This is a genomic window from Streptomyces sp. NPDC006193, from assembly GCF_040613915.1.
Classification (GTDB): Bacteria; Actinomycetota; Actinomycetes; order Streptomycetales; family Streptomycetaceae; genus Streptomyces.
This window is the reverse complement of record NZ_JBEXTB010000002.1, coordinates 122,046-135,965: the sequence shown is the minus strand read 5'-3', so window position 1 is coordinate 135,965 and position 13,920 is coordinate 122,046. Positions and strand designations below refer to the sequence as shown.

The following is a 13,920-nucleotide window of genomic DNA, read 5'->3' as shown; positions in this document are numbered from 1 at the left end:
GGGGGTTACTGCTTGGTCGGGGGGAGCTGGTCGAGGGCATCGCCGATGTCATGGGCGAGTTCGCGCCAGCGCGCGGCTTGGGTGGGGGCGTGGCCTACGCGGGTTTCGGCGGCGGCCAGGAGGGCTTCTACGATCTCGGCGGCGTCGTCGGGGCCGCCGGGGAGGTTGAGGAGGACGGCCATCAGAACGGCGGCTCGTTGCTGTAGCCGTTGGCCTGGTCGACGGCCCAGGGGTCGTCCTGCGGGGGGCTGGTCGGTCGGGAGCGCTGGGGCTGGTTCTGCTGGGGTCGTGCGGTGTGCTGTCCGCCGTTCTGCTGGCTTGCGGCGTCCTTGGAGACCTGCGCGATGGCGTAGGCGAGGTTGGGGGCGATGGAGCGGATGAGGAGGGCCGGCCGTTCGTGCTTGACGCCGTCCTTCTCCCAGGACTCGGTACGGAGTTCTCCGGACACGAGGACCTCCATGCCCTTGGCGAGGGTTTCGGCGACGTTCTCGGCGAGGCGCTCCCAGGCGGTGCCGCGGATGTAGAAGACGTCGCCGTCCTCCCACTGGTTGGTCTGCTTGTTCAGCCGGCGGCTGTTGAAGGCGAGGGGGACGCTGGCGACGGCCTTCTGGGACTGGGTGAAGCGGAGTTCGGGGTCGGCGGTGAGTCGGCCGACGCCGGTCAGGGTGGGAAGCAAGGTCAGTTCTCCTTGGTGCAGTGGCCGCTGATGCAGCGGGACTCGTTGCTGGCGACGTAGTGGACGTGGTGGCCGAGGGCGGTGAGGTGCTGGGCGGCGTCCAGCGCGGGGTTGTCTCTGCCTCGGGTGTGCGGGGTGGTGCGGTGGCCGTCGTGCAGCGGCATGGTCAGAGCTCCATGGGGATAACGGTCTGGATCGGGATGGCGGTCTGGTTGGGGTGCACGTCGGGCGTCGTGACGGGGGTGACGGGTGCCGTCGTGGCGCGCTGACGGGGTGCCGGGGGCTGGATGAGGCCGTGCTTGCGGCCGCAGATGGGGCCGTAGCCGCGGGCCTGGGACTCCGGGGTGTGGAGGGTCCGGGGGCAGTAGCGGCACTTCACCGGCGTCTCCTTCGGCGGTGCTCGGCGAGGCTGGTCACGCCGGTGGGGAGTGCGAGCTGCTGGGTGCGGGCGGGGCAGGTGGCGATGTGAGGCTTGTGCAGGCGCTCCCAGCCGGTGAGGGGGAGTTCTGCGGTGGGGCGTCGCGAGCGCCAGGCGCCGGTTCCGTCGCAGCGGACGGCGGTGTTGCCGGCGGGGTCCGGGTCGGGGTCGACCGCCAGGCGTTTGCCGGCCTCGGTGATGGTCCAGAGGATGGGGCGGCGGCAGTCTCGGCAGGGGATGAGTCTCTTCATGGCGTGATGGGTGGGGTGCGGGCTGCGAGGGTGCGGGCGTGGTGGACGTCGGGGGTGATGGTGCAGGGCTGGCCGGGGTCGGCCTGGCAGATGCGTTCCGGGCACCGGGTTGACATGACCCTGATCCAGTCGGTCTGGCGGGTGTTGTGCACGTCGCGGCGGCGGTCCTGTGTGCCGCGCTGGTTCGTGCAGAGTTCCCCGGGGCGTGCGCGGCACCAGGTGCACTGCACGGCCATCGACGGGAACCGGTAGGGCCTGCGCCGGCGCGGGGGCGGGGTCGTCATGACGCCTCGGCCTCCTGCTCCTGGTCGTCGTCGTGGTTGCGGGAGAGGACCGCGGCGGCGGCAGCCTTGATGTGGGCTTCGACGGCGTCGTGGTCGATCAGTGGCAGGCCGGCTGCGGCGCGCCGGGTGTCTTCGAGGCGGATCGGGTGGACGTCGCGGCGGCGGCGGCCGCCGGTGGTGCAGCTGGCTCCGGGGGCGGCGCCGCACCGTCGGCAGGGCCTGGAGCGGGGGTCGCTGGAGGTGTCGCGGTTGCTGGGCATCTTGCCGATGGCGGCGCGGGCTGCGGCTGCGCGGCCGCTGTACGGGCCATGATCGGCTCCTGGGGGCAGTGCGAGGCGTTCGGCGGCCCCCAGGGAGTTCCGGATGCTGCTGGGGCCTGTGAGGCCGTCTGCAGCGGCTCGGACGATCTCGCGGAGGGCGGCGGCGGACTGGGCGCCGGTCTCGTTGGGGTTGCCGTCGTAGACGATGTTCGCCAGCTCGATGCGCTCGGCGCGGCGCTCGCGGATCTCGGTGACGATCTCGGCGGGGGAGATGAAGGGCTGGCGGCGGGCGATGGCGATGACGGCGGCGCGGGCTTCGTCGACGGCGTACGGGGCGAGGATCTCGCCCCAGACGTCGGGGGTGTACTCGCCGAACTTCTGGGCGGGGCAGGCCGCGGCGACGTACTCGGCGATCTGGACGGCTTCTTCTTCGGTCACTGGGTCTGTCCTTCCTGGCGTGCTGCGGCGCGTGCTGCGGCGCGGGCCCGGGCGCGGTCGAAGACGGTTCCGCCGGCGGGCTGTGGCTGGCCGGGCTGTGGGGTGGGGCTGGCGGTGTTCATGACCTCGTTGACGACGCTGGGGAGCGTCGAGGGGTGCAGGCCCTTGCGCATCCAGAGGGCGATGCCGCGGCGGATCCAGTCGGGGTGGATGTGGTCTTCCTCGAGGAGGACGCGGATCTCCTTGGCCATCTGGCCGATGACGCGGGACGGGGGGCGTGAGGCGCACCGGTCGAGCCACTCGCTCACGATCGTTTGTGCGGTGATGGGTGGTGTGTCGGCGGTGTGGGGGTCGTCGATCGGTTCGCCCTCGAGGACCTCGTCTTCTGGCGCGTCGTCTTGAGGGTCAGGCCACGACGGCGGTTCGCCGAACGAGTGAGGTCTTGTAGAGAGAGGAGAGTGAGTAGGTGTCCGGGATTCCCTGACACTGACGTCAGGGATTTCCTGACACTGAGAGTCGTCAGTGTCCGCGTTTTCCGGACACTGGGGTTCAGTGTCAGTGTCCGGTGTTCCGGGACGCTGAGCCGGGTCAGTGTCCGGGATTCCCGGACCCTCAAGCCCTGGTTCAGGGTCCGGTGTTCCGGGACGCTGAGAGTCGTCAGTGTCCGGGGAATCCGGACCCTGAGGCTCGTCGTCAGCGTCTGGGAATTCCGGACACTGAAGGGGGACGATCCGGTACTTGGCCTTGCCGTTCTTCTGGCCGGCCGTGACCTTCTCCAGGACGCCCTTCTCGACGAGCGCCTTGATCACTGCGTACATCTGGGCGCGCGACACCTGCGCGCGGCGGAGGATCTTCTCGGACTCCACGGACGACCAGGTGATCCGCGTTGAGTCCCGGGCGTCGTCCGCCAGCACAGCGAGCGCGAGCTTCTCGCGGTGCGTCAGCGTCGTCGGTGCGAAGTCGAGCACCTCGACGTACAGGCGGCTGCCCACGTGCTTGTCTCCTAGGGGTGGTGATGACCGGTGGCCCGGCGGCCTGTCCCATCCGCCGGGCCACCGGCGGCTAACGTCGGGTCGAGGCCTTGGTGGAGCCGGTCGCCCGGTACTCGGCGTATGCGCGGTTGTTGGCGGCCCGGCAGGCCGCGTCGACGGGCTCCCCCTTGCGCAGGTGCCGGTTGTACGCGGACCGCGTGCCGCAGGGCGCCGGCGGGCGGCCCGAGCCGGGCGGCGCCGTCGTGGCGGCGACCGGCAGCTGGCCGCGCCTCTCGGCGGCCACCGCGGCCCTCTGCGCCCCCGTGAGCCCGGCGAAGATCCCGGCCCGCGAGGTGTCCGCCGTCTGCGACTCACGGGCGAGGGTGGCCTCCAGGCACTCCTCCTGGACCGGGCACTCCTGCATGCAGAGCGCCTTCGCCTGGGCCACGGTCTCCGTGGAGAACCAGATCTCCGGGTCGTAGCCGCGGCACAAGGCCCGCAGCTCCCACTCCCGCTCCATCACGGCTCCTTCCGGTCGCTGGCCGCGAAGGGCCAGGCAAGATCAAACGGTTCGGCATCCGAACTGGTGTCGCGGTGACGGGCGTCGACGGGCGTCACGCGGCCACCTCCGGAGCACCGATGTACGTGCCGTGCTTGCGGTAGAAGCGGTCGGCGGCGGCGTTGGCGTCCTTGCACGGCTGGCACGGCGTCTCACCGCGGCGGTGATGCCGGCCGTAGCCGCGGCGCGTGCCGCACCGGACGTCGGACGACGGCTTCACCTTCCGGCCGCCGTCCCGCGCCAGCTCGGGAGCCGCAGGCACGGCCTTGTCCGGGAACCAGGCCTTCAGCGTTCCCCCACTCACCCCGACTCGGTTGGCGATGACCGAGTACGGCAACCCGCGCTCGAACAGCAGGCTGGCGGTGTACCGGGCCTCGTCCGAGGTGAGCGTCCAGCCCTTGCGGAGGCCGTTGGCGGCCAGCTCCACAGCGATCAGGTCGAGCAGGACCAGCCCGTCCGGCGTGGCCATCCACACGGTCGGCACGGCCAGCTGTACCGGGATCCAGCCGCGGTGACGACCCGTCGGGACGCCGTTGACGCGGGCGTCATAGGTCGTCATTCGCTCACCGCCGTCACCTCGCGCACCCAAGCAAGCGCGGTGTCGTCGAGCTGCTCACGGGCCCGGGTCACAGCGACGTACGCGAGCCGGGCCTCCTCGCGCGGCAGGACCACCAGACCGGTCGCCTGCTCCGGCTTCGGCGCCCGGAAGTCCGCGTGGATGCGGACGGCCGGCCACTCCCGGCCCTTCGAGCGGTGAGCGGTCGACACAACCAGTTCGGCCTGCTGCTCCGAGCACAGACCGTCCGCGGCCGTGACGATCCGGTCCGGCCCGTGCTCGTCGATGAGCTTCACGAGGACCTCGAGGGAGCCGTCCTCCTCGGCGGCGTACTGGCGGACGTCGTCCCAGGAGGCGAACCCCATCAGCTCCGGGTGGTCGGTGGGCTGGCCCTGCTGGAGCGCTTCGGCGGCCCAGGCCAGCCGCTTGATGTCGCCACCGCCGCCGACCAACGCCACCTTGCGGCCGGCGGCGAGACCCTCCATGACGATGCCCATCGCACCGGCGTTGGTGCGGCACAGGATCGCGTCGGGAGCGTCCAGGGGGCCGACGGTGGACTCGGTGCCCTCCCAGCCGGTCAGGCGCAACGGGGCGTCGATGAGGCGCAGCCAGATGTTGGCCCGGGCGGCGATGGCGGGGCCGAACCGGAACGACTGCGACAGGGTGAGCTCCGGGCAGCCGAGCTCGCGGACGAACTTGGCCAGGGCATCGTTGGCGCCGCGCCAGCTGTAGATCTGCTGGGCAGAGTCGCCGACGGCGATGCGCTGCGCGTGCTCCTGGGCGAGCAGGACCGCGGACAGGACGTCGTTGGTGTCCTGGGCCTCGTCGAGGAGGACCACGTCCGTGGGGATCCGCGGCCGGGACAGGGCCCACATCTTCAGGTAGTGGTCGTGGGTCAGGTTCAGCACGCTGTCGTCGTGGAGCAGGTCCTGCCACGCGGCGCGGGCGACCGGCAGAGCGAGCGCGACCAGCTCGGCGCGGGCGCGCTCCTTCGTGAGCCCGTCGTACTGCGGGACGTGCGTCTCCGTGATCTCGTCGTCCGCGCTGTGGCACCAGCGCTGCACGGTGTCCAGCGCAATCCGCATGATGATCTTGCTGGTCATGGCCTTCTGACCGCCGACGTCCGTGCGGATCGTCGGGGTTGCGCCGATGATGCCGAGGATCTTCCGGACGTCGAGGGCCTGCGCGGCCTGGTGGGCGGTCTGGCGGGGCCGCTGCAGACGCGCGCCGTACTTCGGGTCGAAGGCGAGGCCGTGGCCGGTCTTGCACAGGACCGTGCTCGGGAAGCTGCGGCGGGCGTCCGCGGCGATCGCCGCGTTGTAGGCGACGTACGTCATCCGGCGCCGCTGGTCGCTGCGAGCGATCATCTTGAGCGTCGAGGACTTGCCGCAACCCGCGCCGGCCTGGAGGACCAGGTCCAGCCCGTCGCCGTACGCGGCGATGGCTTCTGCCTGCTCTGGGGTGGGGTTCACCACTGTGGTGCACCTCCTTTCTCGGGGTGCGGGCCCGCCCCGCAGAGGGGAAGTCGGGGCGGGCCCGCGGTCAGTGGTGAACTAGGCGGCCTGGTTGGCGGCCGCGGCCCGGGCGGCTTCGTCGTCCAGGCCCTGGACCATCGCGGCGAACTCGGCGGGGGCGTTGTCCCGCTCGCTGTAGTTGGTGAGCGTGTCGAGCAGGTCCTTCGCCTCGCTGAGGGTCAGCTCGTTCGCGGAGCCGACCGGGCGCCCGACGATCAGCGCGGTCGCGCGGAGCCGGTCCTCGCGGCCCTTGACGTCGAGCTTGTTGAACAGGGCGTGCATCATCCGCATCTGCGGGGCCGTGACGGGCGCCGGGCCCTGGTCCTGCTCGGCGGCGGCCGGCGGCGCCGTCCGGCGAACGGCCGGGGCGGATGCCTCCGCGTCGGCCAGCGAGTGCGCCGACGGACCGGTGTACTCGTCCCAGCTCCCCTGCCCGGCGTGCGGGACCGACGGGGTCGACGGGGCGTTCGTGACGCCCGTCGTGACGGGCTTGACGGCCTGCCCGTACTCCCGGATCAGCTCCCCGAGCGTCGTCGGCTCACCCGTCACCGGGTGCAGGTGCCCGGAGCCGAGCAGGTTCCGCGCCTTCGCCCGGCCGTGCAGCTCGAGCGCCCGCTCGTACGTCAGGCCGTCGCCGGTCAGCTCGTCCAGGATGGCCTGGGCGGGGTCCACGCCCTGGCCCAGCTGCTCCAGGATCAGTTCGGCGATGTCCTCGCCCGGGTGGTGGATGACCATGCCGTTCAGCGGCTCGTACCGGGTCTTCGTGACGGTGGCCGTGCCCTCCACCATGTCCATCACGACGTCCAGCTCGTACTCCGCGCCCTCGCGCTGCACGGCCTTGGTGCCGACCTTGGTGACGGTCTTGCCCTCGATGACGTAGTCGTTCTTCGTCCGCATGGTCACGATGAGGTGACCAGCGAAGTTGAGCATCGCGTCGAGCATGTCCTGCTCGATCGGGTTGGCGTCCTTCCAGGCACCGAAGGTGCCACCGCGGGCCTTCGCGCCGGTCTCCTCCACGATGCTGAGGAGGCCTCCGCGCCCGTTCCAGAAGTGCGACCAGGAGTCCACGATCAGGACTGCGACGCCGGCGGCTTCGGCGGCGTGCACGGCCTGGATGAGGTTCCGCGGGTCGTGGGTGTCCATCGGCATGTGGCCGAAGGCGTGGCCGCCCAGCTCGGGGCGTCCGGGGACGGGGGCGTACTTGAGGGCGGAGCGGCGCTCGGTGTCGACCAGGCCGATGGTGCCGCCCTTGGCGAGGCCCTCGGCGATCCGCAGGGCCGTCTTGGTCTTCCCGGAGCCGGCCGGGCCCTGGAGGCCGATGCGGGCCCGGGCGGTCTCGCGGGTTGCCGGGGTGAAGCTGAAGTTCATGAGGTGCTCCGGTTGCGCTGGTTCGGGACGGTGGGACGCGAGGTCTGGGCGAGGGCACGGAAGGCGTTCAGGACGCGCATGGACGCGCCGTACTGCAGCCGCTTCTTCCGGAAGCTGCCGTCCGTGTCGGTGGGGGTTCGACGGAACTTGTCGCTGAGCTGCTTCTCGACGAGCGCTGCCAGTTCCTCGCCGCTCTCGCGGCGGAGGTCGGCGAGCACTCGGGCGGCCTCGGTCGGGCTCAGCGCCCGGCCGGCGGTCAGAGCCTTGTAGGCGGTGCTGTACGCGCTCACGACGCGGTGGCCTCCTTCCTGGAGTCCGGGACGGTGACCGGGATGTCCACCCAGCGGCCCTCACCGAGGTGGCGGGAGAGGCCGATCAGCCAGCCGCGCCGCGCGTACTCGCGCGCCTTGCGCATGGCCTGGGCCTTGTCGCTGGTGTGGAAGTCCGCGGTCCTGCGGCCCAGACCGGGGCCGAGCGGGTAGGTGTAGCGGATGCGGAAGGCCCGCTCGTTGCGAGTCCGCTCACGGGCGTGGTGCTTGCGACGCTTCACTCGTCGGCCTCCTCGTCGTACTCGGAGGCGACCTCCAGCGCGGTGACGCTGTAGCCCGTCACGCTCTCCTCACCGTCGACGTCGGCGACCAGTTCGGCGACGCCGTCCTCCTCGTCCTCGATCCAGTCGAAGGAGGCAGTGGGCAGGTCACGGCGGGCATGCGTCTCGCAGTGCGTGCGGGCGGCGGCCTCCGTCGTGTACAAGCCGAGCTGAATCGAGTCCCAGGACGCGCGGTAGATGATGAGCGCCCGCGCGGACTTCGCCTCGTCCTGGTCCGCCTCGCGGAGCGCCTGGGTGGGGGCGAAGGTCTGCGTCAGCCGGTCCGGCCGGGCCGGACCGATCTCGACCCAGCCGTCCCTCCACTCCTCCATGCGCTGCGCGGCGGACGCCCACGGGCGCCCGGTGCCGGGCTGCTGGAAACCGAACGCCCGCAGCACGCCCTTGGACGGGTGCCGGCCGACGCCGATGCATTCGAAGTTGGGCCGGTCCTCCGGCGCCCGGTACGGGAGGTGCCGGGTGTAGATCCGGCCCGGACGGAAGAAGCCAGGGACGGAAGCGGACTCCGGCTCGATCTCCTTCGCGCCCGCCAGCACCGCGGTGGCGCACGGCCACGGCACGGTGGGGTCCTCGTCCCGGGCGAGGGCATCCGCGTCCACGCAGACGGGGCACGGGCCCATCGGCGAGTCGGTGTGGAGGTGACGGATCTCCTGGAGCGACGCTCGAAGCCGCTCGACGGTTGCAGCGGTCTCGGGGGACTGAAGCAGCTGCGCCGACTCCAGGGCCTCCGCGGCCTGCGCCGCCAAGTCGTACGACGGTCCGTTCAGCCAGGCGGCCTCGATCGTCTGCTTCGCCAGCAGGGCGAGCTTCGAGAACTGGGTCTCGGCGGTGGCGGCATCGTCAGCGGTGCCGTAGAGCGCCGTGTGAATGCGCTCGGCGAGATCCATGACACTGCCGGACCAAGAGTGGCTGCGGTTGTTGCCGATGTCCTCGGTGATCTCCACGCGCATGCCCGCCAGGGCGGCGCCGGGGATCAGCTTCTGCATGGCGGTGGTGATGATCCGCAGAGTGGCCTTGCGCCTGTAGTACGTCACGCCTCCTCACCACCCTCGCCGGTGACGGGCGTGACCTGCGTCGACGGGGTGTCGGTGACGGGCGTCAGCGGCCCGACCTGCGTCACGACGTTCGCCAGCGAGCACCGCTCCGGTCGGCCGTCCAGCGACAGCAGCGGCATCCCGTCCTCGGCGCGCTGCCCCTTGAAGACCCACAGGCCCCCCTGTGCGTCGCGCTGCGGCAACGCCAGGTCGTACACGATTCCGTCGAGCTGGAACGGTCGGCCCGCGCGCTCGGCGGCCGCGGTGCGCACCAGCGGGACGTCGTAGGCCACGACCGACACCCGGACTCCGTCCCGGTGGCCATCGCCGGCCACCAGGTGCGGCAGCGGCCGCTCCTGGTCGTGCCGGATGCCGAAGTACCGGCGCCAGCGGTCCCACTGCGCCTGATCCGTGACGTGCAGCGCCACCAGGACCCGGTCGCCGTCCGTGCGGATGCTCTGGAACTCGGGGTGCTGGCTGATGTGCGCCTCGATCGCGGCCGCGACCTGGCGGGCCCGCTCGCACGACTGGTCCCAGGCGAGTGCCTGCTGCTCCAGTTCGGTCAGGGCCGGGGCAGTGCCGGACGTCGAGCCGCCGGCGGGCGCCCGGTGCAGGACGATGCCGGGTCGCTCCGGGTTGGCCAGCAGACCGACCTCGTCGAGGGCACGGACGATGGCGGTAGCGGGCGCCGGGTCGATTCCGCTGGAGGCCATGACCTCGCGGACAACGCGCACGGCGTTCTCGATGGTGTTCACGCGGCGGTTCCTTCCGTGCACTGCTGCTGGTCCGCGAGCTCGAACGCCGTCCAGGCGTAGACCTCGGCGTCCCCCACGACGGCGCAGAAGTCGAGGCGCAGCGCCGGGCGGCCGGGCAGCTCGTGGAGCGTCATCTGGCTGTCGCTGACGAGCAGGGCCGCGCGCCAGGCCTCCACCTCGGCCGGGTTGTTGAGGAGCACGTCGATGCGGCCGGGGTAGTACTGCGAGAAGCGGATGTCCCCCGTGGGGAGGGTGGGGTGCATTCCGGCGATGCGGAGCAGCAGCGCCAGGGCAGCGGTCTGGTCGCTGAGGGTCTCGGCGATGGTCGGGGTCGTCATGCCGCCACCTCGCGGGTGGCGAGGACGGCGTGCATCTTCCTCATCGCGCGGAAGGTCACCGTCTTGACCGCGCCCAGGTCCTTGCCCATCCGGGCGGCCGCCTCGGGCATCGTGAGGTCCTCGAAGTAGCGGAGCCGCACGGCCTCCCGCTGGTAGGGGGTGAGGACCTTCATCGCGAGCTGCACGGCCTGGTGCGCCTTGTCGGCGTCCAGGCTGCGGATCGCGGTGTCCTCGGCGCTGCAGCTCCACTCGTCCACCTGGAACGGCTCCGCGGTCGGGATCTCCCGCGACGTGCGGTGCAGCTTGAGGTGGTCCAGGTGCAGGTTCCGGGCGATGACGCACAGCCAGCCGACGAAGCCGGCGGTCGTCGGACGGTGCTGGAAGGTGTCGATGCGGCGCAGCGCCCGGATGAAGGTCTCCTGCGTGAGGTCCTCGGCCAGGGACTTGTCCTTCGTCCGCTGGGCGAGGTAGCGGAACACCTCGGGCCGGTGGTCGTTGTAGAGAGTGGCGAAGGCGTCGCGGTCGCCTGCGACGGCGCGCATCACCAGCTCCACCTCCGCCGGAGGGAAGATCGCGGCGGTAGCCTTAAGGGGCACAGCCAGCTCCTTTACGTGGGGTTTTCGTGTTGTGTGGGGGCCGTTCCGGGGGCATTCCGGGGCGGCCCCGCGAGTTCAGGCGGCGCGCTGCCGACGCATGGAGTCGAGGACGGCGTGCGGGTCGAAGCGCCGGCTGCTGCCGACGTAGATCAGCCCGGGCCACGTCGAGCCCTGGTCGGCCGCGTCCTTGATCTGCTTGTCGATCCAGCTCATGGACTTGCGGAGGAACTTCGAGAGCTCCCGCTGGTCCATCAGCCGCTCGGGCAGCAGCTCCGGCTTCCGCCGTTCACCGCTCCGCGATCTGCGTGTAGATGTAGATTCGGTGAGCGTGAGAACGGACTCCTCGAAGAGGTCATCGACCTCCTTGCCGAGTGCCGCGGCGACGAGGCCGGCGGCGTGGTCGCTGCATTCCTCGCGCGCCGTCCGGCCGGTGCCGACGATGAAGCCGACCATGGCCCGGGACAGGCCGACGCCTTCGGGGTCGACTTCCTTCGTCTTGGCGGCGAGGCGTCCGATGTCCAGCCCGGCCGCCTTCATGGCGGCCCGCAGCGGGGCACCTTTGTCCAGTCGTCGCATGGTGAAACCTCCGGCGCATGGCCGAATTGGGGTCCACAGGCCCCTGTGACCTGCGGTATCTACAATCTACGTGTAGATGTGTATGCCGTCAAGAGGGGCGCAGAGGGGCGTAGGTGTGCCGCGCAGGGGTGTGTGGGGGTCGTGTAGATGCGTCAGGACGCCGTTAAATACGAGTCATCTACCCTCGATCTACTTGCGCATGTAGATGTGAATCAAGGAAACTTCCCAAGTGACCAGCCACCAGAACCACCCCGGCGAGCAAGGCCCCGCCGAGGACCGAGCCTCCCCGGGCGAGGACCTGGCGGCACTACTTACCCGCGCCATCGACGAGGCCGGCATGACCCAGAAGCAGCTGGCTGAGGAGACGGGCGTCTCGTATCCCACGCTGAACAGCTGGATCAAGCGGACGCGGGGTACGTCTCGGATCGCCCCCGAGACGCTACGAAGCATCGCGACGGCAGTGAGGGCCCGCGGCGCCAAGGTGACAGTCCGCGAGATCTTCCAGGCGGCAGGCCGGCCTGTCCCCGGACCGACGAACGAGGAGCGGGAGCAGCGCCTCCTACGGCTCTATCGCCAGCTGCCGGAGGACAAGCAGCGCGATCTGGTCAGGTACGCGGAGTCCGCGCTGCGACTTAGTCAGGTCTGACCAGCATAAATAAGGGTTGCCTTACTCAATTACCCTATGGCAAATGTCCGAAAAGATAGGGGTGATCATGATTTCATTTAGTGGAAAACAAACCGGCCGCCAATTCGGCTGATCGTCTTCTTACAGCCTTCACACACAGGTACGATCGGTAACCCGCTGTCCTCCCGGAGCGGACCACACCCGTGCCGTCGCACTCCATGGGGGACACCTGTGTGCATCCACATCGTCGAGGCCGACGACCTTCCGGCGATCGCTGTCTGGGACCCAGACGAGGTCACCATCCTCGTATCCAGGGGCACCCATCCGCACGACCTGATCAGAGAACTGCACGCGATCCTCGCGATCGACCTCGGCGCGCCCAACCTCCCCGGCGCCGGCCTGCGCTGCTTCTGCGGTGAGCCCGTCGAGCTGCCTACGGCGCTCGCCTCCGCCATAGCCGGCGCACCCACTCTCTGATCAGGAGCACACTCGATGGTGCGCAAGAAGGCCCCCACGAGGGCCACGAACAACCCACGCCCCAACCCGTCGATGCGCTGCGGCTGCCCTGTCTGCCTCAAGCGACACCCCGGCGACCGGCCGCCGACCGACGAGCACACCGGCTCGTGGGAAGCCCGCTACACCGACGCCTCCGGCCGCGAGCGAAGCAAGACGAAGCCGACCTACACCGAGGCCGTCGCCTTCCTCGAGCAGACCCGTACCGAGCTGAGGCAGCGAACCTGGATCGACCCGGCCCGAGGGGAGATCACCCTCGCCTCCTGGTGGAAGCTGTGGTGGCCGACCCAGACCAAGGGCTGCACCCGCATCGAGGACTGGACCCAGTCGCAGCTCCGGGACGAGGGCATGTGGCGGAACCACATCCAGCCCGCCTTCGGCAGCACCCGACTCTTCGAGCTGGCGTGGCGCGAGATCCAGCTCTGGGTGAACTCGCTGCACGACGAGAACGGCGGCCCGCTCGCCGCCAGCTCGGTGACGAAGTGCTTCCAGGTCCTGGACCGCATGCTGGAGGACGCCAAGAGGGACCGACGTCTTCCCTTCAACCCGGCCGAGGGCGTACGGCTGCCGACGATCAAGAAGAAGCACCCGGAGGACCGGCGGCCGCCGTCGTACGCGCAGCTCTGGTTGATCCGGCACCAGCTCCCGCCGTACTTCCACAACCTGCTGATCGTCGCCCAGGAGACAGGTCTGCGCTTCCAGGAACTGGCCGGCCTCCGCTGGTGCAACGTCGACTTCGAGCAGCGGCGTATCCACGTTCGCGAGGTCCTCATCGAGCCGCGCGGGAAGATCAAGCGGAAGGCCTACCCCAAGAGCGACGCCGGCCTGCGCACCGTGCCCATGACCGGACTCGCGACCCGGGTGCTGCGTGAGCTGTGGGCCGAGGAGCCGGGCGCCAGCCGGGCAGTGTCGGAGCCGGCCGACGGGCTGTGCGAGGACGAGCTGGTCTTCCACGGCCGGAACAAGGTCCGCCGCGGCAGCAAGGTCAACGGCGGGGAGGGGGAGCCGTACCGGGCGCCGCTGCGGCGGTCGGCGTTCCGGAGGCTGTGGATCAAGGCGATCGAGGACGCCGGGGTCGCCAGGAAGACGGTGCGAACCGTCACCGTGCAGCAGAGGGACGAGCGGACCGGCCGGACGCGATCGGTGCAGCAGGAGCGAACGGACTGGTGGCCGGACTTCCACGACACCCGCCACGCCTTCGCGAGCCGTCTGCACGAGCGCGGCGTGCCGGAGGTGATCACGCAGGAGATCCTCGGGCATGAGCGCGCGGGCGAGGTGACCTGGATCTACACGCACGCGGCCGCGGACTACGCCGGCCAGGTGCTGGCAGCTCTGGAGGAGGGGAAGCCGGGCGCCACACCGCGGGCGCCGCGGCGGCGGCTCCGGGCGGTGAAGGCGGCGTGAGCCGTCCCGGGACTATCCCGGGACTACCCCGGGAGAGTCGTACGGTCCACAGGGGTCGAGCGGATATGCACAGGGTAGACGGCCGTAGACGACGGTCGATGCCGCAGGTCAGATGACCTGCGAAGATCATCCGCACTGCACTCTTCCCTGATAAGGATGAGGCCACAGGTTCAAATC

General features: G+C 70.5%; 22 protein-coding genes. 3 read left to right on the top strand and 19 right to left on the bottom strand.

Annotated elements, in window-relative coordinates:
• Positions 1–5: 5 nt before the first annotated feature.
• The 19 genes from ABZ261_RS02415 to ABZ261_RS02325 all read right to left on the bottom strand — a co-directional run bounded on the left by ABZ261_RS02415 (position 6) and on the right by ABZ261_RS02325 (position 11,201).
• Entirely contained in the window at positions 6–182 is a 177-nt protein-coding gene (locus ABZ261_RS02415; RefSeq protein WP_356854696.1) for a hypothetical protein, read from the bottom strand.
• Positions 182–676, bottom strand: a complete 495-nt coding sequence (gene ssb / locus ABZ261_RS02410; protein WP_356854695.1) for a single-stranded DNA-binding protein — start codon at positions 674–676, stop codon at positions 182–184. Before ssb ends, ABZ261_RS02415 begins: the two co-directional genes overlap by 1 nt.
• A gap of 2 nt (positions 677–678) precedes the next feature.
• Positions 679–840, bottom strand: a complete 162-nt coding sequence (locus tag ABZ261_RS02405; RefSeq protein ID WP_356854694.1) for a hypothetical protein — start codon at positions 838–840, stop codon at positions 679–681.
• 2 nt (positions 841–842) lie between these two features.
• Positions 843–1,055, bottom strand: a complete 213-nt coding sequence (locus tag ABZ261_RS02400; RefSeq protein WP_356854693.1) for a DUF6011 domain-containing protein — start codon at positions 1,053–1,055, stop codon at positions 843–845.
• Positions 1,052–1,345, bottom strand: coding sequence for a hypothetical protein (locus ABZ261_RS02395; protein WP_356854692.1), 294 nt, complete (start codon positions 1,343–1,345; stop codon positions 1,052–1,054). The genes ABZ261_RS02400 and ABZ261_RS02395 overlap by 4 nt, the downstream gene beginning before the upstream one ends.
• Positions 1,342–1,629, bottom strand: coding sequence for a hypothetical protein (locus tag ABZ261_RS02390; protein WP_356854691.1), 288 nt, complete (start codon positions 1,627–1,629; stop codon positions 1,342–1,344). The genes ABZ261_RS02395 and ABZ261_RS02390 overlap by 4 nt, the downstream gene beginning before the upstream one ends.
• Entirely contained in the window at positions 1,626–2,327 is a 702-nt protein-coding gene (locus ABZ261_RS02385; protein WP_356854690.1) for a hypothetical protein, read from the bottom strand. Before ABZ261_RS02385 ends, ABZ261_RS02390 begins: the two co-directional genes overlap by 4 nt.
• Positions 2,324–3,319: a hypothetical protein gene (locus tag ABZ261_RS02380; RefSeq protein ID WP_356854689.1), complete on the bottom strand. Its 996-nt coding sequence runs from the start codon at positions 3,317–3,319 to the stop codon at positions 2,324–2,326. The genes ABZ261_RS02385 and ABZ261_RS02380 overlap by 4 nt, the downstream gene beginning before the upstream one ends.
• 70 nt (positions 3,320–3,389) lie before the next feature.
• Positions 3,390–3,818 (bottom strand): WhiB family transcriptional regulator, encoded by a 429-nt coding sequence (locus tag ABZ261_RS02375; protein WP_356854688.1) that lies wholly within the window; start codon positions 3,816–3,818, stop codon positions 3,390–3,392.
• A 94-nt stretch (positions 3,819–3,912) separates the two neighbouring features.
• Positions 3,913–4,416: a hypothetical protein gene (locus ABZ261_RS02370; RefSeq protein WP_356854687.1), complete on the bottom strand. Its 504-nt coding sequence runs from the start codon at positions 4,414–4,416 to the stop codon at positions 3,913–3,915.
• On the bottom strand, positions 4,413–5,885 hold the full coding sequence (locus ABZ261_RS02365; protein WP_356854686.1) for a UvrD-helicase domain-containing protein: 1,473 nt from the start codon (positions 5,883–5,885) through the stop codon (positions 4,413–4,415). The genes ABZ261_RS02370 and ABZ261_RS02365 overlap by 4 nt, the downstream gene beginning before the upstream one ends.
• Before the next feature lie 81 nt (positions 5,886–5,966).
• Positions 5,967–7,295: an AAA family ATPase gene (locus tag ABZ261_RS02360; RefSeq protein WP_356854685.1), complete on the bottom strand. Its 1,329-nt coding sequence runs from the start codon at positions 7,293–7,295 to the stop codon at positions 5,967–5,969.
• On the bottom strand, positions 7,292–7,585 hold the full coding sequence (locus tag ABZ261_RS02355) for a hypothetical protein (RefSeq protein WP_356854684.1): 294 nt from the start codon (positions 7,583–7,585) through the stop codon (positions 7,292–7,294). Before ABZ261_RS02355 ends, ABZ261_RS02360 begins: the two co-directional genes overlap by 4 nt.
• On the bottom strand, positions 7,582–7,845 hold the full coding sequence (locus ABZ261_RS02350; protein WP_356854683.1) for a hypothetical protein: 264 nt from the start codon (positions 7,843–7,845) through the stop codon (positions 7,582–7,584). The genes ABZ261_RS02355 and ABZ261_RS02350 overlap by 4 nt, the downstream gene beginning before the upstream one ends.
• Positions 7,842–8,936, bottom strand: a complete 1,095-nt coding sequence (locus ABZ261_RS02345; RefSeq protein WP_356854682.1) for a hypothetical protein — start codon at positions 8,934–8,936, stop codon at positions 7,842–7,844. Before ABZ261_RS02345 ends, ABZ261_RS02350 begins: the two co-directional genes overlap by 4 nt.
• Entirely contained in the window at positions 8,933–9,691 is a 759-nt protein-coding gene (locus tag ABZ261_RS02340) for a BN159_2729 family protein (RefSeq protein ID WP_356854681.1), read from the bottom strand. Before ABZ261_RS02340 ends, ABZ261_RS02345 begins: the two co-directional genes overlap by 4 nt.
• Complete coding sequence (locus ABZ261_RS02335) at positions 9,688–10,029, bottom strand: hypothetical protein (RefSeq protein ID WP_356854680.1); 342 nt, start codon at positions 10,027–10,029, stop codon at positions 9,688–9,690. Before ABZ261_RS02335 ends, ABZ261_RS02340 begins: the two co-directional genes overlap by 4 nt.
• Positions 10,026–10,625, bottom strand: a complete 600-nt coding sequence (locus ABZ261_RS02330; RefSeq protein WP_356854679.1) for an RNA polymerase sigma factor — start codon at positions 10,623–10,625, stop codon at positions 10,026–10,028. Before ABZ261_RS02330 ends, ABZ261_RS02335 begins: the two co-directional genes overlap by 4 nt.
• 75 nt (positions 10,626–10,700) lie before the next feature.
• Positions 10,701–11,201, bottom strand: coding sequence for a hypothetical protein (locus ABZ261_RS02325; RefSeq protein WP_356854678.1), 501 nt, complete (start codon positions 11,199–11,201; stop codon positions 10,701–10,703).
• A 229-nt stretch (positions 11,202–11,430) separates the two neighbouring features.
• Here ABZ261_RS02325 and ABZ261_RS02320 point away from each other — a divergent pair, with 229 nt between their 5' ends.
• The 3 genes from ABZ261_RS02320 (at position 11,431) to ABZ261_RS02310 (ending at position 13,743) form a co-directional block, all read left to right on the top strand.
• Positions 11,431–11,847 carry a helix-turn-helix domain-containing protein gene (locus tag ABZ261_RS02320; RefSeq protein WP_356854677.1) on the top strand — a complete coding sequence of 139 codons (417 nt, stop codon included), beginning with the start codon at positions 11,431–11,433 and terminating at the stop codon, positions 11,845–11,847.
• Between the two features lie 210 nt (positions 11,848–12,057).
• Positions 12,058–12,303 (top strand): hypothetical protein, encoded by a 246-nt coding sequence (locus ABZ261_RS02315; RefSeq protein WP_356854676.1) that lies wholly within the window; start codon positions 12,058–12,060, stop codon positions 12,301–12,303.
• 15 nt (positions 12,304–12,318) lie between these two features.
• Positions 12,319–13,743 carry a site-specific integrase gene (locus ABZ261_RS02310; protein ID WP_356854675.1) on the top strand — a complete coding sequence of 475 codons (1,425 nt, stop codon included), beginning with the start codon at positions 12,319–12,321 and terminating at the stop codon, positions 13,741–13,743.
• Positions 13,744–13,920: the final 177 nt, after the last annotated feature.

What these genes read in the sequence shown, in the direction of transcription:
- ABZ261_RS02390 (WP_356854691.1), bottom strand. Translation starts at nt 1,629, where the DNA reads ATGACGACCCCGCCCCCGCGCCGGCGCAGGCCCTACCGGTTCCCGTCG.
- ABZ261_RS02415 (WP_356854696.1), bottom strand. Translation starts at nt 182, where the DNA reads ATGGCCGTCCTCCTCAACCTCCCCGGCGGCCCCGACGACGCCGCCGAG.
- ABZ261_RS02405 (WP_356854694.1), bottom strand. Translation starts at nt 840, where the DNA reads ATGCCGCTGCACGACGGCCACCGCACCACCCCGCACACCCGAGGCAGA.
- ABZ261_RS02335 (WP_356854680.1), bottom strand. Translation starts at nt 10,029, where the DNA reads ATGACGACCCCGACCATCGCCGAGACCCTCAGCGACCAGACCGCTGCC.
- ABZ261_RS02360 (WP_356854685.1), bottom strand. Translation starts at nt 7,295, where the DNA reads ATGAACTTCAGCTTCACCCCGGCAACCCGCGAGACCGCCCGGGCCCGC.
- ABZ261_RS02375 (WP_356854688.1), bottom strand. Translation starts at nt 3,818, where the DNA reads ATGGAGCGGGAGTGGGAGCTGCGGGCCTTGTGCCGCGGCTACGACCCG.
- ABZ261_RS02395 (WP_356854692.1), bottom strand. Translation starts at nt 1,345, where the DNA reads ATGAAGAGACTCATCCCCTGCCGAGACTGCCGCCGCCCCATCCTCTGG.
- ABZ261_RS02310 (WP_356854675.1), top strand. Translation starts at nt 12,319, where the DNA reads ATGGTGCGCAAGAAGGCCCCCACGAGGGCCACGAACAACCCACGCCCC.
- ABZ261_RS02370 (WP_356854687.1), bottom strand. Translation starts at nt 4,416, where the DNA reads ATGACGACCTATGACGCCCGCGTCAACGGCGTCCCGACGGGTCGTCAC.
- ABZ261_RS02325 (WP_356854678.1), bottom strand. Translation starts at nt 11,201, where the DNA reads ATGCGACGACTGGACAAAGGTGCCCCGCTGCGGGCCGCCATGAAGGCG.